Source organism: Paenibacillus lautus NBRC 15380 (genome assembly GCF_004000945.1).
Lineage (GTDB): Bacteria > Bacillota > Bacilli > Paenibacillales > Paenibacillaceae > Paenibacillus_AQ > Paenibacillus_AQ lautus.
The window spans coordinates 231,884-256,406 of record NZ_BIMF01000008.1 but is presented as its reverse complement, the minus strand read 5'-3'; the positions used below and the strand labels follow the sequence as shown (position 1 = coordinate 256,406).

Sequence of the window (24,523 nt, the reverse complement as noted above, 5' to 3'; positions counted from 1 at the left end):
ATAATCATCCATTACAGGAGGTGCTGTCATGATCATGGAGAAGAAGGTGTTAAATATCGGCGTACTGGGCTGCGGCCCCATATCACAGTACGGACATTTCGAGGCTTGCCGGAGAGCGCGCAATGCCAGGCTATACGCGGTATGCGATGTCGCGGAGGATTTGCTGAACCGCATGGCCGAAATCCACCAGCCAGTAATAACCTACAATGATTATGACAAGATGCTGGCCGATCCCGAGGTGGGGGCTGTTATCATTGGCATCGCGGATCAATTTCATGTGGAAGCCACTCTTAAAGCCATTAAAGCAGGGAAACATGTTCTAGTGGAGAAGCCTCTTGGCGTCACCGTCGAAGAGTGTGAGGAGTTGCAGCGGAAGGCACGGCATTCAGGATGTATTGTCCAAATCGGAAATATGAAACGCTTTGACCCCGGCATCACATATGCCAAGCAGTTTATTGATCAAGAAATGGGAGAGATGCTGGCGCTGAAAGCATGGTACTGCGACTCAACCTACCGGTATACGGTCACCGAGAACGTGCAACCCATGGTGCAGCTTAGTCCGAATGCTTTAAGGCCGGAGGGTAATCCGAAGCTGGATAAGCTGCGTTACTTCATGTTGACGCATGGCAGTCATCTGGTGGATACGGCTCGTTTTTTAGGCGGAGAGATAGATAGCGTTACGGCGTGGAACACGCAGAAGTTCGGAGCATATAACTGGTTTGTCACGGTGCAGTATGTCTCGGGCGCAGTAGGACATTTGGATCTTACGGTTGCCGTGCGGATGGACTGGCACGAGGGCTTTCAGATCTACGGCGAACACGGAAGCGTGATTGGCAAGACCTATAATCCTTGGCTTTTTAAGTCCAGCGACGTCGAGGTATTCTCCTCACGCGACGGTTGTTATCACCGTCCGCTCGGGGAAGATGCGCATTTCTTCAAACTGCAGGTTGAAGCCTTTGCGGATACGATTTTGGAGCAGGCACCCATGCGAGGGGCCAATCTGGAGGATGGAGTTGCAGCCATGCGTGCCATGGCGGCAATTGCACGATCGGTGGAGAGCGGGGATACGGTGAAGCTGGCTGATGTAACGGGAGGTGTATGAGGCATGAGGCTGGGCATTTTCTCCAAGACGTTTGAACGACCTACATTGGAGGAAAATTTGGACGCAGTGAAAGCAAACGGACTGAGTGTGATTCAATTCAATCTTACCTGCGCCGGTCTTCGGTCGCTGCCGGACGAGATCGATTTGGAAACCGCGGTGCAAATAAGAGAAGAATGTAAGAAACGGCATCTTCATATGGCCGCAGTTTCCGGAACCTTCAATATGATTCACCCGGACCGGCAGCGCGTGCGGGATGACATTCGACGATTTCGTCAATTGGCAGCCATGTGCCATTCGATGGGGACGTCGGTCATTACCCTGTGCACCGGCACAAGGGATAAGGACAATATGTGGAGGGAACATCCGGACAACGATTCACCGGAAGCGTGGGATGACCTGCTAACGACCCTGCGTGAAGTAGTGAATATGGCAGAGGAGTTCGAGCTGGAACTGGCTATCGAACCTGAGCCTGCCAATGTGATCAGCGATGCCGTCAAAGCCAGACGGCTGCTGGATACGATGGATTCTCCCCGGTTAAAGGTCGTTCTGGATGCAGCGAACTTGTTCAGTCCGACGGAGAGGAGACCCCTGGCAGAAGTTATCGATCAAGCGCTGTCACTGCTCAGCGAACATGTCATTATTGCGCATGCCAAGGATTATTCGACCGTAGACGGACTCCATTATACGGCTGCAGGAACCGGTGAACTGGATTATAAAGCTTACATGAAATTGCTGCACGCTTATCATTTCAAGGGTCCGCTGATTCTTCATGGCCTGCATGAACGTCAGGTGCCGCAAAGCGTCTCTTATCTGAAGTCCCAAATCACAGAGGCCATGTTATGACACGAACTTCAAAGCAATAACAGCAGCACCTATGAATGTTATGGGCTTCTTGGTTCATCCTCATCGAATCTTCACAAGTTTCAGTTACAATGGGGTCTTATGTTAAAGTTGACTTGTACTGACGAAGGATTCAATAAGGAGAAACCCAGAATGAAGACTATATTAATCGTGGATGATGAACCGAATATTCGAGAAGTTCTTGTATCTTACCTGAACAAAGAACATTATCTGACGCTGGAAGCGGCCAACGGTGCCGAAGCGTTCGATTTCCTACGAGAGGAATCCGTCGATCTTGTCATACTGGACCTCATGCTTCCGGATATGGATGGTGAGCGGATATGCCAGGAAATTCGTACGTTCAGCGCGGTGCCTATCATGATGTTAACGGCTAAGGTGGCCCAGAGCAGCCGGATTGGCGGGTTTGCCATCGGAGCCGATGATTATATCGTGAAGCCGTTCGACCCTCGGGAAGTTGTGGCAAGAGTCAAGGCCGTCTTAAGACGGGGAGATGACAGCAAGCTGCTGGCGGACGTTATTGTATATCACCAAGGCGCGCTGGCCATTCATTCGATGAAACACGAAGTTACCTGCCATGGGCAGGTCGTAAATTTGACGCCAAGCGAATACAAACTGCTGCTTCTATTGGCTAAGTACCCCCAGCGCATTTTTTCGCGCGAAGAACTGGTCGATCGTGTGTTAGGCTATGACTTTATCGGCGATATCCGAATTATTGATCAGCATATCAAGAATCTGAGGCAAAAGATTGAATCCGACCCAAGGCAGCCCCAGTATATCATCACCGTTTACGGATTCGGATACCGCTTTGGAGGTGATGGGCCTTGAAGCAGCGGCTGGACCTGAGGCTTGCCGTCATCATTATCAGTATCACGGCAGGGATTCTGATCATGTTTACCGTGATCAATATTGTGACCAACCATTATCATATCGCCATGTTCCAGCAGCAATCATCCGTACATCATGGAATGGCTGAGCTGAATTATCATTTGGAGCAGGCGCAGATGCAATCCATCATTTTGACATGTCTCCTATCAATTGCGATTGCTTCCGTAATAGGCATGTATGTTGCAAGGAGAATATCGGCTCCCCTCGTCCAGATGAAGCGAGCGGCTGAAATGATGACGCGGGGGAATTGGGACATTCGTGTGGCAACCAAAGGGTACGATGAAATCGCGAGACTTGGCTCTTCGCTGAACGAGCTGGCTGTGCAGCTACAGAAGCAGGAGTTGCTTCGCAGGAATATGACCCAAGATATCGCACATGAACTGCGAACGCCGTTAACCACATTAAAGAGTCACACTCGTGCACTAGCGGATGGCATATGGGAGCCGACTGCAGATCGGTTTCAAACGTGCCTGGAAGAGATTGATCGATTGATTCAGCTCGTCACGGAGCTCGAGGATTTGCATGATATGGAATCGCCTGAGTTTCAACTATCCCGATCCAAGCAGGAGCTTGGTCACATCATGGAGAGGGCCATCACCTTGGCGGCAGCAATGTATCATGAAAAAAAGGTGGACCTGCAATATGTCAGCGGTTCGCCGATCCTAGCCGAGGTGGATGCCGACCGGATGCTCCAGGTTCTCATCAATATGTTAAGTAATGCCTTACACTACACGCCAGCTGGCGGAACGGTACAAGCCGAGCTCGTGGACGAAGGGGCAAACGCCCTGATTCGAATCAAAGATTCAGGGCAGGGGATCTCTTCCTCCGATCTGTCGTATATTTTCGAAAGGCTGTATCGGGGTGATAAGTCAAGGAATCGGTTAAGTGGCGGAAGCGGGATGGGGCTGGCCATCGTCAAGCAGCTGGTATCTGCGCATGGCGGTCAGGTATGGGCTGAGAGCGGAGAGAAGCATGCCGGCGGCAGCTGCTTCTATATCCGGATTCCTAAAGAAGAATAGTTGAATGGACATGCAAAAAACCGGATCAGAAGATCCGGTTTTTCCATCCCATTAACTTGGCAGCGGTCTCAACATAATAGTAATCCCCATAGATCAGCGAGACGTTTATATTTTGTCCGGCAGGCAGATGGCCCGTGCCTTCCTTCAGTAAGCCTTCATACGCGGGGTCATCCCATTCGGCGTAATGGGCCGTCAAGGAGTCGATGATACGCAAGGCACTTTCGCGGTACAGAGGGCTTTCGGTTAAAGGCACCAGGTCCGCGATTTCAAGCAGACCGGAAGCAGCGCAGGATGCTGCTGACGTATCCCGTGGTTCGGAAGTGATCGGGGATGATTCCGTCTCTTTACGATCGGATGGTCCCATCACCTTGCGCTCCGCACGAAAATCCCAGCGGGGTATGGAATCCTCCTCAAGGGAAGCTATGAAAAAATGGGCAACCCGTTTGGCGGCTTCTAGATACCTTATATCGCGGGTATAACGATAGGTGTTAGCCATGCCATGCAATGCCCAGGCCGCTCCACGGCTCCACGCAGACTCCGGACCATAGCCTTGTCCTCCCAGCGCTTCGATGAATTCTCCCGTTAACGGATCAAATCGGCAGATGTGCCGAACGGAGCCGTCCGGTCTTATGAAAAACTCGGCAACCGTATTGGCTTGCTCTCTGGCGATATGAGCGAATCTCGGGTCGCCGCTCTCCTCGGAAGCCCAGAGTAGGAGGGAGAGGTTCATGGTGGAGTCGATAATGGACCAGCCTTCATTCCCATGATTCCATGAGGTTGGTTTCACTTGATTCCAAGCACGAATAAATCTGCCGACCGGGTTATACCTCCCGGCCAGCAGGGTAGCCGCCAACAATCCTCTCCGCCTGGCATCCGGATCGCCGGTCAGTTTATATTTGATGACGGCTGTCGGCAGAAATTGAAAGCCGACATCGTGATGAAAATTACTGTCCCCGATAAGCGCTTGTTCAAGTCGAACATCCCATTCCCAAGCCCATTCCTTATACTGCGGCTCCTTGGTCATATCATACATGATCCAGAGCATTCCCGGCCAAAAACCGGAGGTCCACCAGTCGATCCGTGTGGAATCATAGATTCCGTTCGTTGTTGCATGAGGAACTTTGCCTTGGAGCTGTCCCGTCATGCGCGACAGTTTCTTTTCCAATTGTCCCCATAATAACGAATAGGGCGTTATCGTTTCCTGATGTTGTCCGTTCATCGCTAACCTCCCAAAACTGATGTCATCGTTTGGCTAATTATCGCAACTGCTTTGATCCATTGTTCCATAGAACGCTGCCAAATTCTACATATACCGCTTAAGAACTATTGAAATAACAAGCCGATCTTAAAAAAACACAAGCCGCCGATCCAACTAAAAAAAACACAAAGGAACCGATCTTCTTCCATTGCTGCCCGGTCATGAAAACTTATAGGATAAGGATATTCATCACATCCATTTCCTAAGGAGGCGAAAGCCGATGCCGCAAATTACGATTAAAATGTATGAAGGACGCACGGATGAGCAGAAGAACGAAATCGTTGATGTTTTTACAAAGGAGCTGTCACGGATCATTGACCGGGAGCCTGAATTTATCAGCATCCGGTTTGACGAAATTCCGATAGATGACAACGCACCGGCCAATTTGAGAAACAAGAGGTGATGACAGATGGCCGAGCCAAGCAAAGCAGGGGTAAGCCCGAATCTGGGGGAAAAGCTCGATAAACGGAGAAGATTACTTGGCTTCATGTGGAAATACAGGGCGCTGTACTTCATATCGCTGCCGGGACTGCTGTTCTTCGGATTATTCAAATATGTTCCATTAATGGGCTCCGTGATCGCATTTCAGAACTACAATCTGTTTGGGGGCGTAACGGGAAGTCCCTGGGTGGGCCTTGAGCACTTTCAACGCATGTTCCAGCACTATGATTTTTTGAAAATTCTGCGTAATACGCTTCTGCTGGGTACATATGACATTCTGTTTGCTTTTACCGCCCCCATTGTTCTGGCTTTATTGCTCAATGAGGTTCGTCAGGTCGTTTACAAGAAAATAGTCCAGACGATATTCTATGCGCCGCATTTTCTGTCATGGGTTATTGTAAGCGGTATCTTTGTGGGTATCCTGTCTCCTTCATCGGGGATCGTCAATGTGATACTCGGCTGGTTCGGCATAGAGCCGATCTATTTCCTTGGCGAAGATTCCTATATTCGAACGGTATTGGTGGGCTCCGGATTATGGAGAGATGTCGGATGGGGGACCATCATCTATCTGGCGGCGCTCGCAGGCATAAATCCGGATCTCTACGAAGCCTCCGAAATTGATGGAGCGGGAAGATGGCGCCAGACCCTCAGCATTACCCTGCCAGCGCTGCTTCCCGTAATTACGATCCTGTTCCTGCTCAAGATCGGGGACTTCATGGATTATGGGTTTGAACGCGTATTCGTGTTTCAGAACCCGCTTAACATCCAGTCCAGCGAAATCTTGGACACGTACATTTACAAAGCGGGCTTGCAGCAGCTTCAGTACAGCTATGCCACCGCCATCGGGGTGTTCAAATCCGTTGTTGGCTTGTTCCTGATTTCCATTGCAAACACCATCAGCAAGAAAGCGACCGGCGAGTCGCTGTATTAGAGGGGAGTGACAACCAACGTGAAATATGACAGTGCAGGCAGAAAACTGTTTCTTGTATTGAACTATATCATCCTTACCTTTCTTGCCCTCACCATGCTGCTCCCTTTTCTCAATGTCATTGCCCAGTCGTTCAGCAGCCCGGGCGCTATCGATCGCGGAGAAGTGATGTTTTGGCCGGTGGAGTTCACCTTTGCCTACTATCAGCATGTATTCAACGATATCTCCATCTGGAGGGCCTTCGGGATCAGCGTCTATATTACGCTATTCGGAACCTTCATTAATCTGGCGGCAACCGCTTCGCTGGCGTATCCGCTCTCCAGGCCTGAATACGTCGGTCGAAAAACAATCATGATCATCATCCTGATGACCATGATATTCACGGCACCGCTGATTCCGCAATTCATTTTGATGCGCGAGCTGAATCTCGTCAACACGCTGTGGTCTTTGATGCTGCCATCCGCGATCAGCGCATTCAATCTGTTTGTGCTTCGAACCTTCTTCACCCAAATTCCGAGCGAACTGATCGATTCGTCCCGAATCGATGGATGCAGCGAGGTCCGTACCCTGTGGAGCATCGTGCTTCCGTTATCGAAACCGGCGCTGGCGACGGTAGGGATATTCTACTCCGTGACCAATTGGAACAAATATATGGACGCCCTTTACTATATCAATGATCGGACCAAGTATCCGCTCCAGGTCAAATTGAGGGAGCTTCTGGTGAACGAGGGCCTGACCGATACGGGCAACATGGCATTTGAAGCAAGCTCCCAATCCGTTCAAGGCATTCAGATGGCGGTGATTCTGGTAGCCACGCTGCCCATCATTCTCTTGTATCCGTTTCTGCAGCGCTTCTTCATTCATGGGATGATGATCGGGTCGATCAAAGAATAACCCTAAAAAAACGACAAACCGAGCCAAAGACATTCCTTGTTCCCGCCCAGACGGCTCACTATACTGATATTAAGTTTGAAAGCGCTATTATAAGCGACTATATTAGCTTGAAAAGAGGGGTATTCATGAGAAAAAGCTGGACACGTGCGCTTACATCAGGTCTCGTACTGGCCATGCTCGTTGGCTGTTCGGGTAACAATGGCGGAGGCGGAGGAGCCAATGCGAGCGGCGACAGCCAAGGCGGGAATGAAGCGGGAGCCACGAAATTTTCCATTTCGATGCGGACGCTTAACGTATCCTACGTTGAGAAAAATCCGGATATCAACAAGGATAAGTACGTGCTGGAGTTAGAGAAAATGACGAATACGGACCTGGATATCCGTCTGATTCCGCATAACGAATATCAGGATAAAATGGTGCAAATGTTCGCAACGAATGACATTCCGGATGTGGTGCAGGGCACTGGCGGAATCAGCGGTCCCGAGCTGGCGGGTGCCGTGGAGAACGGAGTCTTTCTTCCGCTGAACGACCTCCTGCAGGAGCATGGGCAGGACCTGCTCAAGTTCATCCCCGAGGAAGCCTGGAAGCGGATGACGGATTCCAAGACGGGCAATATCTACGGAATTCCCGAAATCTTGTCCAATCCGTCCAGACGGGCCACATGGATTCGGACCGACCTGCTGGAGAAGGTAGGCAAGGAGATCCCGACAACGGTGGAAGAGACGATGGATGTTCTGCGCGCGTTCAAGGAAGCCGGGGTGGAGCAGCCTTATGCCGGACGTCAGAATTTCAAATATGCGGATACCTTCTTCGGTGCCTATGACGTGCTGGGTTACCTGAACCAATTCAAGGTATTCCCGGACGGGAAGGTAAAGCCAACCTTCTTTGATGAAGAAAACATGAAGCAAGCGATTCAGATCTACAAGACGATGCACGAGGAAGGATTGATCAGCAAGGAATTTGCGACGATTGAAAGCGCGGATTTCAAATCCATTGTCACGAGCGGCAAAGCGGGCATGTGGTCCATGAACGCGAATGAGCTTCCGATCTGGGGCACCCAGCTGAAGGAGAATGTGCCGGACGCGAAAGTAGCGCTGATTCCTTCCCCTGTAGGCCCAGACGGTAAAGGGGGATATGCCCATTACAATCCGGTCACGCGTTCCTTCTTCATCAACGCAAAGGCGAAGGATAAAGCGGAGGATATCGTGAAGTTCTTCAACTGGATGGTCAGTGAAGATGCGGAATTGTTCTTCAGCTTCGGCATTGAGGGCGAGGATTATCAGGTAACCGACGGCAAGCCGGTCTTCGAGGTTCCAACGGACACGGCAGGTGCGGATAAGATGCGATATTTGAACTACTGGCTGTGGCTGGTGCAGGACACGACCTACAACAAACGCGTATCCGAGTTGTCCGATTCCGGCAAAGAGCTGATTGATGCTTTTGATAACATGCTTACGAAAGAGGGCCGCCGCGGCATTGAATTCGATCCGCGTCTGGAGGCGATGGTGAAATATCCGGAGCTGAATCCGAAATCGGATGAACTGCCGCCGCTGATTCTGGAGCATGTGCTCCGCATGGTATACGGCAGGGAGCCTATCGATAACTACGGCAAGGTGCTCGAGGAATATCTGTCCAAAGGCGGCAGCGAGATTATTGAGGAAGCTACGAAACGATATAACGAAAAAGAAAACGCTTTCGAATAAGCGGAGCATGTTTTAGTATAGTGTTGAAGAATGACTCCTCTGCTTGTCTGGCAGAGGAGTATCTTGCTAAAGCTAAACTACTCTCGCTGTCTTGAAAGGGGAATGGGTGATGTACCGCATTCTGGTCGTTGATGATGAACCTATGATAAGAATGGGCTTGGCGAAACTGATCACGCAGACGGATCCGGCCATGATTCAAGCGGCAACGGCCGGCAACGGCATGGAAGCATTGGAAGCGATCCAGACGACACGACCGGACTTTATTTTTACGGATATCAAAATGCCCAAGATGGACGGCCTGGAGCTAAGCAAGCAGCTATATGAAACATACGGCGATATCACGGTTGTTGTCATCTCCGGTTACGGCGATTTCGAATATGCCCAGAAATGCATGTCCTATGGCGTTAAGGAATATCTGCTCAAGCCCGTGACCAAATCGGTGGTACATAACACCATGAATAAATTGATGGCGGATCGAAAGTCCATGCAGGAGAAGCAGCGGTTCTATTTTCCGCTCTCCAAGCTGGAGGATTGGCTGGAGCAGCTCGAGCTGGCCGTATGGCATTTGCAAATGAACGATATCCAGAACAAACTGCAAGAAATCGAGGATTATTGCAGTGAGCGCAGGCTCGAATCGATTCAGCTTCAGGAGCTGCTGGATGAGCTGTACGCGAAACTGATCAAGCAGTTAAACGGCCGGGATGTGTATTCGTTCGAGCGTATGACAGGTATCTCGGGGCCTGCACCCGGAGGGAACCATCATTATTTCGAGAGATTCCGTCATGCCGTGGATCAGACGGTAAAGCTCATACGCGACAAGAGGAAAGGAAATGCCAAGGAGCCTGTAGAGGAAGCGAAAGCCTATATAGAGCGGAACTTATCCCGCGATCTCTCACTGGATGAGGTTGCGGATATGCTCGGACTCAACCCGTCGTATTTCAGTCAGCTGTTCAAACAGATGACGGACGAGACCTTTGTCCATTATCGGATCAAGAAACGAATGGAGAAGGCGAAGAAGCTCCTTGCCATTCCGCATTATAAAATAACGGATATTTCGTTCGAAGTGGGGTATGCGGATCATCCTCATTTTACCAAAACCTTTAAGAAGGTCACCGGCTATACCCCTTCCGAATACCGGGAGCTGCTGGGGATCGAATGATGCGCAAGAGCCTGTCTCGTCAAATCTTTTTGTACTTCTTTATCGTCATATTGTTCTCGCTATCTACGGTCGGCGTTTTCTTCTATCTCAAATCATCCGAAGCGATTGATGAACAGGTCGAGAAGTATATGACCACCGTCATCACGAACGCCGCAAGGCAAACGGATAATCAGCTGAAGATGTTTGAGCGGATCAGCAATACGATTTTGCTCCAGGATTCGGTGAAGCGATTTTTGGATATGGACCCCAGCGACAGCTATGAGCATTACCGGTTCACCAATCTCATCCGAAAGGATGTCTTTCAGAAGATCTTCATTCAATACCCTACCCAGACCCATATGATGTACATTCTTGGGTTTCATGGCCGGTCGATTTTTGATCAGAATCAGAATTTCTCCGCCATGTCGATCGATCCGTCGGACCGTCTTCGTGAACTGAGGGAGAAGACGCCGGGGAACGGGGAGATTGTCATTTTGAAGACCAGCCTGCTGGAACAGGATCGGGACAACGTCATTACGGTTGCCCGCAAAATCCGGGGAATGAACTCGTACGACGTGAAAGGCGTGCTTGCGGTTGAGTTCAATGAAGATCAGCTGTCGGGTTTATGGAACGGCGTCGATCTCGGGGAGCAGGGCTTCTTCTTCATCCTGGATCGCGAAGGTGAAGTCGTTTATGCCCCTGAGCACGTGGATATGGACGGAATTACTTCAACCGACCTGCCGGAGCGCATTATCGCCAAAGGCGATCATCGCTTCATTGAACCGGTGTTAGGCGAGAAAGCGATGATCATCTCGCGGCAGTCCGAGTATTCAGGCTGGAGCCTCGTCATTATGATGCCGCTGGATGAGCTTCGGGCACCGATTTCGGGGATTCGGTCCACCACCATTATCGTAGGCTTCGTTACGCTGATCATAGCGCTCATTCTTGCCTATAGATTCGGCAAATCGATCGTGAACCCGATCCGCAATCTGAAGAACGGGATGAGGCAGACGGAGAAGGGAAACTGGACGCATATCACCGATGTGAAGCCGCGGGAGGACGAGATCGGCGGATTGATCCATAGCTACAATCTCATGGTCAGTCGCTTGTCCGATATGATCGAGCAGGTATACGACACGGAGCTCCACAATCAGAAAACGCAGCTGGAGCTGCAGGACATCCAGCTGGAGCGCCAGCGGGCAGAGTTCCAGGCGCTCCAATTACAGATCAATCCGCATTTTCTGTACAACACGCTGGAAACGATCAATTGTTACGCGATCGTTCAGGATTCCGACGAGATCTCGGACATGGTGGAGGCCATGGCTTTCATGCTTCGATATTCCATTCAGACCAACCTGGAGGAAATCACCATTGCCAACGAGCTGAACCATGTGCGGCATTACATGATGATCTTAAAGCATCGGATCGGGCGCGATTTCGAGATCGAGGTGGCGACGCCGCCCGAGCTCCTATTGGAGAAGATGGTCAGGCTCTCCTTACAGCCGATTGTCGAAAATATTTTTCAGCATGCTTTTCCGGAAGGGATCGAAGTTTGGCATTACATTCGGATCGACACGAGAATCGAACAGGACAACTTGCTGGTTATCGTCGAGGACAACGGGGCAGGCATAGCGGTCCATAAGCTTCATAAACTGCGCAAAAGGCTCGAGGAAAACCGCCTGGTCGATGATGAAGAGGGGATGCATGCGCGGCGAAGGGGTGGCATCGGCATCGTGAATGTCCATCGGCGAATTCAGATGGTTTACGGCGAAGAGTACGGGATAACGGTTCATAGTTCGCCGGATCAAGGCACAAGCATCGTCATGACGATGCCGCGAATGGAAAGAGTGCGTGAACAAGAAAGCAGACTGAAACAGCTGCAAACCTAATCAGGAGGGATCAACATGCATATTAACTTATCGGGTAACATCGCTTTAGTCACAGGTTCGAGTGGAGGGATCGGTCGTGCGGTAGCATTGAGGCTGGCAAGAAGCGGGGCCAAGGTTGCCCTGAACTATCTAAACAGCAGGGAAGCCGCCGAAGAAGCCGTAGCGGAGATTCGAAGTTTAGGCGGCGAGGCTTATGCATTTCAAGCAGACGTCACGCATGTGGAGCAGGCAGAGGCACTCGTTGCTGAAGTAGAGAAGGCATTCGGCGGCCCGGTTACGATTCTGGTTAATAATGCAGGGCATTTGGTTGAGCGTCTGGCGAATGCGGAAATGATCGAGGAGCTATACAACAAGGTTATGGATGTAAATATGAAAAGCACGGTATTCGTGAGCAAAGCTGTCATTCCGGGGATGAAAGCCGCAGGTCAAGGTCGCATTGTCAATATGACCTCCGTAGCGGCACATAACGGCGGCGGACCGGGCGCAAGCATTTATGCAGCCAGTAAAGCTGCCGTCCTGAGCTTTAGCAAGGGGCTGGCGAAGGAGCTTGCTGCAAGCGGTATTAATGTGAACGCCGTATCGCCAGGCTTTATCGGACAAACAGCGTTTCACGCCACCTTTACCCCGGATGACGCGCGAAAAGCAACGATCAAGGGCATTCCGCTCGGCCGAGAGGGCACCCCGGACGATGTCGCTGGCTCCGTTCTGTTCCTCGTCTCGGAGCTGTCTTCTTATCTAACGGGGGAGACGATCGAAATTAACGGCGGTATGTTCATGCGATGAGGGATTGGATGAAGGTCAACGCGAAGTCGAAATTCTATCCTTGGAGCGAACGCACAATCGATATCCTGAAGGCCGAGCTTGATCAAGTCATCGACCGGCGGCTGGATGTTCCAGTTGACCCAGGCGGCTGGTGGCACCAATATGTGTGTCCCGAACATCATACGGAACTGGTGTTTGATCCGCTGGAAGCTGACTGCAGCAGCTTCCGTTGTCCGCATGGCTGCGAATGGGAAGGAGAACCGTATCGGGGAGCATGGCTGGTATTCAAGCATCAGGCCATGGCCCGATATGCTCTGCAATCTGCCGCCGTCTATGCAGGCACGGGGGAGGAGGCTTACGCCGATCTTGGAAAAAGGCTGATCGTCCGCTATGCGGAGCAATTTCCGCTATACCCTGTACATCCCGATGCCCAGCCCTGGATGCTGAAAGGTCGCGCATTCCATCAGGCTTTGACCGAGGCCATCTGGGCAACGACATTGCTTCGCGGCTACCTGCTGCTGGAGGATGCGCAAGTGTCGTTCGACGAGGCTGACCGCCGGAAGATTAATCAATTCCTGTATATGCTGGAGAGCAGCATGACGGAGTATCATCATATTTTGACCCGGGAGCGCGGAAATCCAGAGAACAACTATACCGCCTGGCTGATTGCCGCGCTGTTCAGCATCTATGCGGTACAAGGCGAAACGGAGAAGCTGCGGCAGCTGGTCGTGAAGGAAGGCGGCCTGCGGCATCATCTCAGCATTGCCATCAGGCCGGATCAGCTTGAATTTGAAGGCAGCATGTATTACCACGTATTTGTACTCCGTGCTTACCTGATTGCTGCGGAAATGGGGGCCAGAGTTGGTGAAGAGCTTTTTTCCCTGAGAGGAGAGCAAGGCCAATCCATGCAGGGAATGCTGGAGGTACTGGTTCGATTGTCAGACCAAAACGGATTTCTGCCTGCACTTCACGACGGTCCTTATTGCAGGGCTCCATATGCGCGAGAAATTGCCGAAATAGCGGAAATCGGTTTATCCGTATATGGGGACAAGAGCTATCAGCAATTGCTAGACAATGTATATCGTGAACTGAATGGAGAAGCCGGCCGGATCGGCATGCTGGAAGCTCTGCTATACGGAATGAGCCATTGGGATGGGAGATACGGAATGGCTGCTTCTGAGGCGAAGGGTTCTCATAAGGAGACAACGGGTGGAGTATGGGAAGTAGGGGACATCATCGAAGTCCGAGTTACACGAGAAGTCCAGGCAGCAGGCGATGCAGAACATGCAAAACAAGCAGGTTATGAACATGATGGTAATGAAGCATGGGGCATCGAAGGCAGAAACGAGAACGACTTGCCCGATCTGTGTACGCCTTCCGTCTTTCTTCCTCACAGTGGATTCGCTCTGTTAAAGTCGTACCATTCGAATGGGCTTCATGCGTTGGTCGATTTTGGCCCTCATGGAGGATCACATGGTCACTTCGATAAACTTAATTTGATGATTCATGTCGGGAACCAGCCTCTTTCACCAGACCGTGGAACCGTACCGTACGGTTCGATCCTGAAGAAGGAGTGGTATCCCCATACAGCCTGCCACAATACCGTCTCGGTAGGAGGCCGTTCCCAGAATCCGGCAGAAGGCAAATGTATACGGTATGAATCCGCTTCAAACCGTTCCTATATTTGGGTTCGGGCCGATGAGGCCTACGATCAAGCCATTCTGGACCGGCATTTGATATTGACGGAAGATTGGCTGCTGGATTGGTTTGAAGTGGAATTGGATGAACCGGCAGCCGTGGATTGGTGGTTCCATTACGTTGGCATGGGACAGCTGAGCGGACTTCCAAATACTGATCAGGGCCACGTTAAAACGGATCTTGGAAACGAAGATGGATACGCATATATAAAAGAGAGGTGCACCCGCGTCTTGTCCGAGGATGGCTTGCCATTCAATCTCCACATTGCCAATGCATCAGGGCCGCTGGCGGTAATCTCATTTATCGCCTTCGAGGGGATGGAATGCTCACAGGTGGAGTCACCTGGGCTTGCTGACGATCCCAGCCGCCTCATGGAAGGAATCCGGCTTCACCGATTAGATTCGAAAGCCCGCTTCATTGCCGTCTATCGTGCCGGCGATGAGCCGATCACTATGGGATGGACGCGTTCAGAGGATGGGGACTGGCTCAGCCTGTCCGATGGAAGGACCGCGAGAAACTTCACGATGACCAACAACGGGTTGAAGGAGAGGGTACTCGATGAAAACCTTGTTTGAACCGAAAAGCGGATTATTGTCCGTGCCATATCAACCGGATGAAGAGAGTAGGCTGCTTGAGAATCCTCCCCGTTTCACCTGGATGCCGGGACAGCTGGAGAACGACCGTTATATGCTGCAAATTTCGACCTCGCCCTCGTATGAAACGGAAGCAACAACGACGATATCGCCGATTCCCTATAACTTATACACGCCGGAGCAACCGCTGGAGCCGGGTACTTATTATTGGCGCTATGCCTTGCTGACCGGGGAGCAAGTGGAGGATACGGCAGATTTGGACCATAACCGTTCTTCTTGGAGCCAATCCCGAATGTTTGATGTCCCGGAGGGGCTGCCCGAAACTCCCCTGCCTGGCAGAGGGCAGCGGTACGAAAGCACGCATACCGGTCATCCGCGGTTATGGCTGGACGAAAAGGGGATTGAGGCGTTCCGGGAATGTCTCCGAAAGGATGATGATTACTGCGGCTGGCGCGCTTTTTACGAGAAATCGGTCCTTCCGTGGCTGGATAAGCCGTTAATTCCGGAACCGGAACGTTATCCTGGCAATAAGCGTGTCGCCAAGCTGTGGAGAAAAATGTACATGGATTGCCAAGAAACGCTGTATGTTATCCGGCACTTAAGCGTGGCAGGGGTCATTTTGCAGGATGATGTTTTGATAACCAAAGCGAAGACGTGGCTGCTCCACGCGGCCCGGTGGGATACGGAAGGTACAACGTCCAGAGATTATAACGATGAAGCCGCGTTTCGGATGGTGGGTGCACTTGCATGGGGATACGACTGGCTCCACGATTACCTCAGCGCAGAGGAGATTGATCTCGTCAGGGGAGCCCTTCTGCGACGTACGGAGCAGGTGGCCTTCCATGTGATGGAGCGCTCGAAAATCCATCATGTCCCTTATGACAGCCATGCTGTTCGTTCGTTGTCCTCCGTTCTTGTTCCGGCCTGTATTGCCATGCTTCATGAAGAGGCTGAGGCACAGACATGGCTGGATTACACGCTGGAATACTACGCCTGCCTCTATTCGCCTTGGGGCGGAGAAGATGGAGGCTGGGCCGAGGGGCCGCTCTATTGGACAACGGGCATGGCATTTGTGATCGATGCGCTCAATCTCATTCGCAACTACGTAGCCATCGATTTCTATCAACGGCCGTTCTTTGGGCGCACGGGCGATTTCCCACTCTACTGCAGCAGTCCGGATACGATCCGGGCCAGCTTCGGGGACCAGTCCTATCTCGGCGAACCCGTCAGTCTGAAGACGGCTTTCAATATTCGCCAGTTTGCAGGCATTACAGGGAATGGATTATATCAGTGGTATTATGAACAAGTAGCCAAGGCGGATACGGACGCCGACTCCAAGTTTTACAATTACGGCTGGTGGGATTTCCGTTTTGACGATATGCTGTATCGGCATGATTACCCTCAGGTGGAAGCTGTTTCTCCTTCTGTTACCGTTCCGTTTTCTTTAGATAACGTCTCGGAACCAAAGGATGGAACCATCCAATCCGTCAAATGGTTCCGCGATATTGACTGGGTGGCGATGCATCACCGCATGGATGATCCGAATGAGCACATTATGCTGCTTGCAAAGAGCAGCCGTTACGGTTCCATGAGCCACAGCCACGGTGACCAGAACGGATTCCTGCTGCACGCGTATGGTGAACCTCTCGCTATTGAGAGTGGATATTACATCGCTTTTGGAAGCACGATGCATATGAATTGGCGCAGGCAGACGCGTTCCACGAACAATATTCTCATCGATGGCCATGGTCAGTATGCGGGAAAAGATAAGGTGCTTTGCATCGAAGCCAGCGGAAAGGTCGAGCAAGTAGATGCTTCATCGGGTTATGGATACGCGCGTATGAACGCGACGCAGGCCTATCGGGAGAATGTCCCTTATCTGGAGCGGTATGTGCGCGAGGTCTATTTTTTTGACGAATCTTATTTTGTCATCGTGGATACGGTGGATCTTGCCAAGCCAGCCAGCATCGAGTGGCTGTTTCATACCCTGAACCGGATGAAGCTGTCGGGGCAGACGTTTCGGGTGATGGGCAGCAAAGCTGAAATGGAAGGGCGATTTGTGTACAGTTCATCCGGCGACTTGTCGCTGAACCAGCATAATCAATTCACTGACGTCGATCCCGAAGAAATTGAAGGGCTGGATAACCAATGGCATCTGCATGCTGAAACGAAATCAGCCACAAGTCATCGCATCGCGACCCTCCTGGTTCCCATGAGGGCACATGAGAGTAAATACGTCTCGTATTTTCTGGACGATCAGGACCATGGGGTTCATATCTATTTCACGAATGAAGACGGGAACACAAGAAAGGTAGAAGTGCCTAAGGCATATTAGCTCTTAGAGGCGCTGATTCGATCCAGAATTCACAAAATAGACTCAACTTCAGCGAAGCTGCTGTATGTGGAGTCTTTTTTTGCATATTCGTCACCATGCTTATGATTCAGCTGGCGTTTTCGTACAGGTCATGGCCGCAGATCGTTCGCTAAGGAGTGTTCTGGAATCCGGATCTATAACTGCCTAGCCTGAGAAGGCGTCATGCTCTTGTACTGTTTGTACAGCTTGGTAAAATAATTCGGGTTGCTGCAGCCGACGATGCCGGCAATCTCCGTGATGGTCAACGACCGTTCACGGAGCAGCTTCTCCGCTTCATTGATCCGTGTCAGGTTGACGTAATCCACGAACGTGCGCCCCGTTAAGCGCTTGAACATTTTGCAAAAATGAAACGGATTCAAACCGACCTCTGCAGCGGCGGTCTCTACCGACAATCTCTCACCAATGTTGCTCTCGATGTGCTGAATGAGTTTTTTATAACGATCCCGATTCGCAAAATACGGCTCGGCCGACTTCTCCGTGAACGGTGTGGGCATGAATGTACGTGCCAGCAGAACGAACAGGGTGTACAGTTTGGACTTGGCAATGAGCTCATAGGCCGGACGGCGGGCAACAAGCTCTTCAATGACTTCATCCAGCAGCGGATAGCAGTCTGCGCCAGCAGGGTGGTTCTCGGCAGGCTTGACCGGGAAACGGAGCCGGCCTTCCATATAGGGGGCGACATAACGCACGTGAATCGGATCATGGAGGAAATCGTTAAAGAGGGATGCATTCACCACGACACAATCAAATCGCACGTCGCCATCTTCAAGGGCATATCCCACGTGCAGGCTGCCGCCGGGGATGATGATAACTTCTCCAGCCTTTACGTCATACGGAGTTGTATCAATATGGAATACCGCGTGCCCTTGGCGCATGCTAATGATCTCAAAGTGTTCATGCCAGTGGAGATACAGGATACAGTCTTTCGTTTTGGCATGGGAGCAGAAGTTATTAAATACCTGCACAGGATAGGCTTTATAGTCAAGTCTCGTATTTTCATGAAGCTCTCTTGGATTGGACAAAAGAATTCACCTCGGACCGCAAGATAAGAGTGGTAATGCACAAGGTTGTATAGAGAAATTGTTGAGTTTCGCCATTATAATGAAGTTGCTTCATTTACATTAAGCCAATATTGGAATGATGACAACGGTTTAGGATGTATTATTGTAAGCGGTTTACAACATTATGACGTATTCAGGGGGAGTTAGCGAGTATGACCACGACATTTAAAGTTGTGATAGCAGGATGCGGCAGTATGGCGAATACATGGGCGGAATATGCGAAAGGGCGAGAGGACGTTGAAATCGTGGGCCTCGTGGATATTCAGGAGAAATTTGCAAAGGCATTTGCCGATCGGCATGGACTTTCTTGTCCCACATATACCAATATTACGGAGGCTCTTACTTCAAGCGAAGCGAATATCGTATTTGATGTGACCATTCCCGCCAGCCACTATGGGATTAGCACGGCAGCGCTTAAGCACGGGTGTCATGTATTCAGCGAAAAACCGTTAGCGGAATCGATGACGGAATGCCTGGATATTGTGAGGCTCGCAGAGTCGGCAGGCAGAACCCATGCCGTCATGCAAAACCGCCGATTTGATCCGCGAATTCGGGCATACAAGGATTTGATTGAAAGTGGAGTGATTGGAAAGCCCGGGTTCATAGGGGCGGATTTTTTCCTTGGCGCCCATTTTGGCGGGTTTCGGGACCTGATGGACAGTCCCCTGCTGCTTGACATGGCCATTCACACCTTCGATCAGGCCCGAATGATCAGCGGAGCCGATCCGGTATCCGTATACTGTCAGGAGTTTAACCCACCGGGTTCCTGGTATGCCGGTAACGCGATGGCGATATGCATCTATGAAATGTCGGACGGCTCCGTGTTCAATTACCGCGGTTCCTGGTGCGCCGAAGGAGCCCAAACCTCCTGGGAAGCCGCATGGCGCGTAACGGGAGGGAAAGGGACTGCGATCTGGGATGGCCATGATGATATTTATGCGGAGATCGTGGCGGAAGGGGATCAATCAGGAAACTTTATCCGGAAGTATGAACGGATTGAAGGGACGCTGCCCGAAATGGAGAGGACCGGACATCACGGCTGCCTGGAAAATATGTTTCATGCTCTCGAAGCCGGCATCAAGCCGGAGACGGATTGCAGCGACAACGTCTACAGCATGGCGATGGTGCTGGCTGCATTGGAAAGTGCCAAGACGGGACGGAAAGTCTTGATATCGGAGTTCATAAAGGGTTGAAGGGAACGGGTGAGTAACCTTCCGACACTTTGATGCAACTTTGGTCTTGGCTGGACGGTAGCCTGCTCTTGCAGGTGTAGTTGGGGACGAAAACAATAGGGTAAATGAAGCCGCGGATTCGCGGCTTTTTTTGTTTTAAGTACCGTGTTGAGAAGATTAGACAGTACCTGCTTTTTCGGTGCGAATGATGCATGAAGCAGGAAGAAGGAAAAAGGTATCATTCCAGTGGTCCTTCCTTCGAAGACACCCCTCTTCCAGAGAGGGACAAAGCCGTGCTACAATATAGCACAAGCATAAGTAAAACGCTTAACCTGGAAGAGAAAGGAATGACCTCTTTGCAGCAAAACTGGTATCGCAAGCTGCTTCTTTCCTATTTTCCCATTTTCCTTATCACCATTACAATTATCGTGTTTCTTTCTTTCATCATGTTTAATGAGGCCTCACGCGAAGAGGCAGCCAAAGCAAACGGGATTTCCACGAGATTTATTATGGAAGACCTGGACCGCTCCATCCATGCCATTGAGATGAACGTGCTGAACGAAGTGGAGACGACTTCCCTTTACTCAAGCTATCTGTTTAGTCCCCCGTCATCCGATCAGAATCTGATGTATTCGCTGGTGAAACGTCTTCGCGTGCTGCAGACGGACAGCGATCTGATTGAATCGGTCTATTTGTACCGTCACTCGGATCAGTCGGTGCTGACTACCAGCGGACAGAGCTCGCTCTCATCGTTTCCGGACCGTCCTTTTATCGAGCACGCCGTGAAGGAGCACGATTACCGGGGATGGTCGGCCGTACGCTCCATGACGGGCCTGGGCGAGAACGAGCCGAAGCAGGTCATCTCCATGTACAAAAATTTGCCTCTCCCCTTCGGAAGTCAGGGTCTGCTCGTGATTAACGTCAGCATGTACCGGTTGGAGCAGATGATCAATCCGATGATAAATGACAGCGTTTCCTTTTTGAATATTCTGGATTCGAGCGGAGAGCTGATCTTCGAAGCGTCCCAGACGGGAGAGGACAACCGGGCCAAAGAAGGAAAGGTGCTGACAACGCTGCAATCGGAACAGCTGGGCTGGACTTTTGAAAGCGGTCTCCGCGCGGGCCAGCTCTATGCCTGGGTGTCGGTCGTATCCTATATCTGGGTCGTCATCGGCTTCGTGACTGTGGTGCTTGCCGTTATTTATATCGTTTATATTAGCAGGCGGAATTATCAACCGATCAAAGCCATGATGAATCGCATTGAGTCCATTCAGCTCAACATGCCGCAGGCGGCCAAGGATGAACTATCCATGATCGACAGTGCACTTGAAAGCCTGATCAACAGGTCCATGGATTATGACAAAAAGCAGGATGAGAATCTCCAGCTTCAGCGCAGTCAGCTGTTTATGGACCTGATCGGCGGGCAGAAGCTCGAGGCGGAGCTGCAATCCCGGATGAGCGAGCTGACCCCGATGACCCTGCCGAAACAACCGGTTGGCTACGTTATGATGCTCGGTGAAATCAATGATTACAGCAGCTTTCAGGACGTTCATACCGCTCGAGACCAGAATGTGTTGAAGTTTGCGTTGATGAACGTGTTCCAGGAGCTTTCACGCAATGCCGGCTTCAACAGCTGGCTCGAATGGATCTCCGGAAGCCGCGTCGGTATTCTGATCGCGCTGCCGGAGGTAAAAGGTGAGACTCGTGCAGCATTAATCCATGCTGCTGAGGAATGTCGCGGCTGGATCGAGGACAAGCTCCGCCTGCCTTTGAGATTCGGGCTGGGCAGCACGGTCACCGGGCTTCATGAGGTCGGGATTTCGTACCGCTCAGCCTCGGAGGTGCTCGGTCATCGATTGGCGATGGGGGATCATGGTGTACTGGTCGGCGATGAGCTGTCTAAGGGCGATTTAAGTCACCTGCTTCCTTATTTGACGGAAATATCGGAGCTGGTCAAGGACTTTCGCTTAAATAACGAAGGCTGGAGAACCCGTCTGCAGGATATGTTCGCTTCGTTCAAGGAGGAGCGGCTGAAGGATGATATCATCCGTTCCCTGGTCAACAGCATGCTTCAGCTGCTGTCCCGGGAGGTCGGGGTGTTATCCGACGAGCTGCGGAATCAGCTTTCGGAGTGTAAGGATCATGTGCTGGCGGGAGCAGCGACCCTGGAGGAGCTGCAGAGCAGGATCAGCGAGCAGTTAACGGATACTTACCGTACTTACGTTGCGCTCAGCGAAACCAAAAGCTACCGGGCCATGATCAGCGAGATGAAACATTATATCGAAGAGCATTTTGAAGATCCGGATTTGTCCCTGAAGCATCTTAGCGACCGTTTTCAGATTTCCGGCAAATACGCAAGCTATCTATTCAAAATGGAATACGATATGAAGTTCGTTGATTTCCTGGTTCAGCTGCGGATGAAGCGGGCGGAGGAGCTGCTGGCGGAGACCGAGTTCTCCATACAGGAAATTGCGGAGAAAATCGGGTATGCAAACGCCATTACGTTTGGGCGGGTGTTCAAACGGACGACCGGTGTGACGCCGGGAGATTTCCGCAAGTTGAAGATGAAGCCCTCTCCTGGTATGGAGCCCGGATCCTAAAAAAGCGACTTGGATTGCGAAAGCGGTTTATGATTATAGTTTATCAAGAAGCGGGTGCAGAAGTTTCCGATCGGGAGCGGCACTCGTTTCGTATTTTTGAAAAATCACAGCATGGACCTCATTTGGCGGGATGTTCTACATAGGATCAAACCATGGATGCAGCAAGGCTTTAAGGCGATTGTGCGAAAACGGTTTATGATGCGAAAATAGTCATTGCTAAACGGAGAAACCTTGTAACCATACGGGTTCTGTCGTTTGGAATTTGGTTTATTGTCATTCCCGGGCCTCTGAGGCATACTGAGGACACCCGATAGGTTAAGCGCTTACATTAATGGTTCCCGAAGCACTTTAGGGATGTATCCGCAGGATATATTCCATTAAAAGATCGGCGCGAAACGGCAGGGCAACTATCAAAATAAGAAAAGGGGATGTAACTATGGCGGCAAGCAAGAAAAAGTGGGGAAAGCTCGCAAAGCTCTCGCTCGTTATGCTGATGGCCGGAACGGTCGTATTATCCGGGTGTTCATCAGGCTCGGGCAGCAGCACCAATACCTCTAGCGGAAGCGGAGATTCCGGCTCTAATGATGGTAAGCAGGTCACGCTGAAGGTCGAAATTTTTGACCGCGGCAATACGCCGAAGCCATACACCATAACCGACAGTTACCTTACGAGATACATCCAGGACAACTTTGGAACTCCTAACAACATTAAGATGGAATTCGTACCGGTACCCCGTTCGGAGGAAATTAAGAAGCTGAACGTTCTGATGGCCAGCGGCGGCAACGTGCCGGATATCGTTTTTACGTACGATACCCCCACCTTCAATCGCTACGCGGAGCAGGGCGGATTGACGGAACTAACCGATCTGATCAACGAGCACGGTCCGAACCTGAAGGAATTCCTCGATGAGGACGCGATGAGTTACGGCCAGTACATGGGCAAACAGTTTGCCGTTCCTGGAAAACGGGCTTTCCTGGGTAAGTATTCTTCCTTTATCCGTACCGACTGGTTAGAGAAGCTTGGCATGGACGTGCCACAAACCACGGATGAGCTGTACGATGTCTTGAAAGCTTTTAAAGAAAAGGATCCGGGCGAAACCGGCGGCAAGGTCATTCCTTTCGGCATGACAATCGAACCGGCTCAATACGATCCGTTAATCTGGTCCTTCATCCAGCCGACCACGGATGAACAGAAGTACACGCAGCTCCAAAAGCTCGGGGCCAATGACTATCCGACCCTGCTTCCCGGATTCAAGGATGCGCTTCAATTCTTCAACAAGCTGTACAATGAGGGGCTGATCAGCCGTGACTTCAGTTTGGACGAAGACAAGAAGCAGTTGACCCAGGATGTAACGAATGGCCTCACTGGCTTCCTGACAGAGGATTATCCGAACTTGTACTACGCGGACGGCACCTATGATACGCTGCTGAAAAACCAGCCGGATGCCAAACTGGAACCGATCGATCCATTCACCAACTCCGAAGGTAAGCGCGCGAAGCCAGAATATGCGCCAAACGGCATGTATATCATGATTCCGAAAACAAGCAGCCATGCTGTAGAAGCGATTAAATACCTGAATTGGATGGCGGATCCTGACAATCTGCTGGCTCTGCAAAACGGCGTGGAAGGTGAAAACTATGAAATGGTGGATGGCATTCCCGTCATGAAGACCGACGCTCCTCAAGATGTGATTGATCGTCTTTACAACTCCGGCGACATTGCCATTATCGCAAACGGCAACTTTGTTGGTGACGAGGCACAGAACCGGGAGAAGCTGACGACCAACTTCCCAGAGAAGTTCCAGGATCTGCACCGCAAGGCCGTCGAAATTGCGGCAACGGATACGTTTAAGCCGGTCAACTTTGACCGACCGATCGAAGCTGAAGCGAAGTACGGCACGAACCTCCAAGCTAAATACGAAGAGATGATCGTAAAGACGGCGATGGCCAAACCGGAAGACTTCGAGAAAGTGTTCGAAGCTACCATGAAGGATTACATGGTCAGCGGCGGCCAGGCGATTCTTGATGAGCGGACCAAGGTTTATCAGGAAATGCAATCCGAATAAAGGTAATCCGCAGCGGGACAAGGGAACGGACGGCTATATACAAGAGGCCGTCCCCTCGCTCCCGGCGTCATGAGCAAGGA

General features: G+C 51.1%; 18 protein-coding genes. 16 read left to right on the top strand and 2 right to left on the bottom strand.

The genetic code is table 11. The annotated features are described in order from the left end of the window. Positions 1-28 precede the first annotated feature (28 nt). The 4 genes from PLA01S_RS16680 to PLA01S_RS16665 all read left to right on the top strand — a co-directional run bounded on the left by PLA01S_RS16680 (position 29) and on the right by PLA01S_RS16665 (position 3,867). Positions 29-1,102, top strand: a complete 1,074-nt coding sequence (locus PLA01S_RS16680; protein WP_127593181.1) for a Gfo/Idh/MocA family oxidoreductase — start codon at positions 29-31, stop codon at positions 1,100-1,102. 3 nt (positions 1,103-1,105) lie between these two features. Then, on the top strand, positions 1,106-1,945 hold the full coding sequence (locus PLA01S_RS16675) for a sugar phosphate isomerase/epimerase family protein (RefSeq protein ID WP_127593180.1): 840 nt from the start codon (positions 1,106-1,108) through the stop codon (positions 1,943-1,945). A 150-nt stretch (positions 1,946-2,095) separates the two neighbouring features. After that, the gene (locus tag PLA01S_RS16670; protein ID WP_127593179.1) at positions 2,096-2,788 is read left to right on the top strand and encodes a response regulator transcription factor; all 693 of its coding nucleotides are present in this window, start codon (positions 2,096-2,098) and stop codon (positions 2,786-2,788) included. Then, entirely contained in the window at positions 2,785-3,867 is a 1,083-nt protein-coding gene (locus PLA01S_RS16665; protein WP_127593178.1) for a sensor histidine kinase, read from the top strand. Before PLA01S_RS16670 ends, PLA01S_RS16665 begins: the two co-directional genes overlap by 4 nt. Before the next feature lie 25 nt (positions 3,868-3,892). On the opposite strand, the gene PLA01S_RS16660 is transcribed toward PLA01S_RS16665, so the two are convergent. Then, on the bottom strand, positions 3,893-5,086 hold the full coding sequence (locus PLA01S_RS16660; RefSeq protein ID WP_127593177.1) for a glycoside hydrolase family 88 protein: 1,194 nt from the start codon (positions 5,084-5,086) through the stop codon (positions 3,893-3,895). 259 nt (positions 5,087-5,345) lie between these two features. On the opposite strand from PLA01S_RS16660, the gene PLA01S_RS16655 reads away from it, so the two are divergent. The 9 genes from PLA01S_RS16655 to PLA01S_RS16615 all read left to right on the top strand — a co-directional run bounded on the left by PLA01S_RS16655 (position 5,346) and on the right by PLA01S_RS16615 (position 17,506). Further along, complete coding sequence (locus PLA01S_RS16655; RefSeq protein ID WP_076321763.1) at positions 5,346-5,528, top strand: tautomerase family protein; 183 nt, start codon at positions 5,346-5,348, stop codon at positions 5,526-5,528. A 6-nt stretch (positions 5,529-5,534) separates the two neighbouring features. After that, positions 5,535-6,497, top strand: a complete 963-nt coding sequence (locus tag PLA01S_RS16650; RefSeq protein WP_127593176.1) for an ABC transporter permease — start codon at positions 5,535-5,537, stop codon at positions 6,495-6,497. A gap of 18 nt (positions 6,498-6,515) precedes the next feature. Further along, positions 6,516-7,388, top strand: a complete 873-nt coding sequence (locus PLA01S_RS16645) for a carbohydrate ABC transporter permease (protein WP_127593175.1) — start codon at positions 6,516-6,518, stop codon at positions 7,386-7,388. A 125-nt stretch (positions 7,389-7,513) separates the two neighbouring features. Beyond that, positions 7,514-9,091 (top strand): extracellular solute-binding protein, encoded by a 1,578-nt coding sequence (locus PLA01S_RS16640; protein ID WP_127593174.1) that lies wholly within the window; start codon positions 7,514-7,516, stop codon positions 9,089-9,091. A gap of 109 nt (positions 9,092-9,200) precedes the next feature. Beyond that, the gene (locus PLA01S_RS16635; protein WP_127593173.1) at positions 9,201-10,250 is read left to right on the top strand and encodes a response regulator transcription factor; all 1,050 of its coding nucleotides are present in this window, start codon (positions 9,201-9,203) and stop codon (positions 10,248-10,250) included. Further along, complete coding sequence (locus PLA01S_RS16630) at positions 10,247-12,118, top strand: cache domain-containing sensor histidine kinase (RefSeq protein WP_127593172.1); 1,872 nt, start codon at positions 10,247-10,249, stop codon at positions 12,116-12,118. The genes PLA01S_RS16635 and PLA01S_RS16630 overlap by 4 nt, the downstream gene beginning before the upstream one ends. Before the next feature lie 15 nt (positions 12,119-12,133). Then, on the top strand, positions 12,134-12,901 hold the full coding sequence (locus tag PLA01S_RS16625; RefSeq protein WP_127593171.1) for an SDR family NAD(P)-dependent oxidoreductase: 768 nt from the start codon (positions 12,134-12,136) through the stop codon (positions 12,899-12,901). Next, complete coding sequence (locus PLA01S_RS16620; RefSeq protein WP_246059615.1) at positions 12,898-15,153, top strand: heparinase II/III domain-containing protein; 2,256 nt, start codon at positions 12,898-12,900, stop codon at positions 15,151-15,153. The genes PLA01S_RS16625 and PLA01S_RS16620 overlap by 4 nt, the downstream gene beginning before the upstream one ends. After that, positions 15,137-17,506 carry a DUF4962 domain-containing protein gene (locus PLA01S_RS16615; protein ID WP_127593169.1) on the top strand — a complete coding sequence of 790 codons (2,370 nt, stop codon included), beginning with the start codon at positions 15,137-15,139 and terminating at the stop codon, positions 17,504-17,506. Before PLA01S_RS16620 ends, PLA01S_RS16615 begins: the two co-directional genes overlap by 17 nt. A 173-nt stretch (positions 17,507-17,679) precedes the next feature. Here the strand turns inward: PLA01S_RS16615 and PLA01S_RS16610 are convergent, their stop codons facing one another. Further along, entirely contained in the window at positions 17,680-18,567 is an 888-nt protein-coding gene (locus PLA01S_RS16610) for an AraC family transcriptional regulator (protein WP_127593168.1), read from the bottom strand. A 191-nt stretch (positions 18,568-18,758) separates the two neighbouring features. On the opposite strand from PLA01S_RS16610, the gene PLA01S_RS16605 reads away from it, so the two are divergent. The 3 genes from PLA01S_RS16605 to PLA01S_RS16595 all read left to right on the top strand — a co-directional run bounded on the left by PLA01S_RS16605 (position 18,759) and on the right by PLA01S_RS16595 (position 24,443). After that, positions 18,759-19,799 carry a Gfo/Idh/MocA family protein gene (locus PLA01S_RS16605; protein WP_127593167.1) on the top strand — a complete coding sequence of 347 codons (1,041 nt, stop codon included), beginning with the start codon at positions 18,759-18,761 and terminating at the stop codon, positions 19,797-19,799. 326 nt (positions 19,800-20,125) lie between these two features. Further along, entirely contained in the window at positions 20,126-22,378 is a 2,253-nt protein-coding gene (locus PLA01S_RS16600) for a helix-turn-helix domain-containing protein (RefSeq protein ID WP_246059614.1), read from the top strand. A gap of 436 nt (positions 22,379-22,814) precedes the next feature. Next, positions 22,815-24,443, top strand: coding sequence for an extracellular solute-binding protein (locus PLA01S_RS16595; protein ID WP_127593166.1), 1,629 nt, complete (start codon positions 22,815-22,817; stop codon positions 24,441-24,443). Positions 24,444-24,523: the final 80 nt, after the last annotated feature.

Excerpts from the sequence above, each read along its gene's own strand:
- PLA01S_RS16675 (WP_127593180.1), top strand. The coding sequence starts at position 1,106 with ATGAGGCTGGGCATTTTCTCCAAGACGTTTGAACGACCTACATTGGAG.
- PLA01S_RS16650 (WP_127593176.1), top strand. The coding sequence starts at position 5,535 with ATGGCCGAGCCAAGCAAAGCAGGGGTAAGCCCGAATCTGGGGGAAAAG.
- PLA01S_RS16660 (WP_127593177.1), bottom strand. The coding sequence starts at position 5,086 with ATGAACGGACAACATCAGGAAACGATAACGCCCTATTCGTTATTATGG.
- PLA01S_RS16630 (WP_127593172.1), top strand. The coding sequence starts at position 10,247 with ATGATGCGCAAGAGCCTGTCTCGTCAAATCTTTTTGTACTTCTTTATC.
- PLA01S_RS16620 (WP_246059615.1), top strand. The coding sequence starts at position 12,898 with ATGAGGGATTGGATGAAGGTCAACGCGAAGTCGAAATTCTATCCTTGG.
- PLA01S_RS16680 (WP_127593181.1), top strand. The coding sequence starts at position 29 with ATGATCATGGAGAAGAAGGTGTTAAATATCGGCGTACTGGGCTGCGGC.
- PLA01S_RS16600 (WP_246059614.1), top strand. The coding sequence starts at position 20,126 with ATGACCTCTTTGCAGCAAAACTGGTATCGCAAGCTGCTTCTTTCCTAT.
- PLA01S_RS16670 (WP_127593179.1), top strand. The coding sequence starts at position 2,096 with ATGAAGACTATATTAATCGTGGATGATGAACCGAATATTCGAGAAGTT.
- PLA01S_RS16655 (WP_076321763.1), top strand. The coding sequence starts at position 5,346 with ATGCCGCAAATTACGATTAAAATGTATGAAGGACGCACGGATGAGCAG.
- PLA01S_RS16625 (WP_127593171.1), top strand. The coding sequence starts at position 12,134 with ATGCATATTAACTTATCGGGTAACATCGCTTTAGTCACAGGTTCGAGT.
- PLA01S_RS16640 (WP_127593174.1), top strand. The coding sequence starts at position 7,514 with ATGAGAAAAAGCTGGACACGTGCGCTTACATCAGGTCTCGTACTGGCC.
- PLA01S_RS16605 (WP_127593167.1), top strand. The coding sequence starts at position 18,759 with ATGACCACGACATTTAAAGTTGTGATAGCAGGATGCGGCAGTATGGCG.
- PLA01S_RS16635 (WP_127593173.1), top strand. The coding sequence starts at position 9,201 with ATGTACCGCATTCTGGTCGTTGATGATGAACCTATGATAAGAATGGGC.
- PLA01S_RS16615 (WP_127593169.1), top strand. The coding sequence starts at position 15,137 with ATGAAAACCTTGTTTGAACCGAAAAGCGGATTATTGTCCGTGCCATAT.
- PLA01S_RS16595 (WP_127593166.1), top strand. The coding sequence starts at position 22,815 with ATGGCGGCAAGCAAGAAAAAGTGGGGAAAGCTCGCAAAGCTCTCGCTC.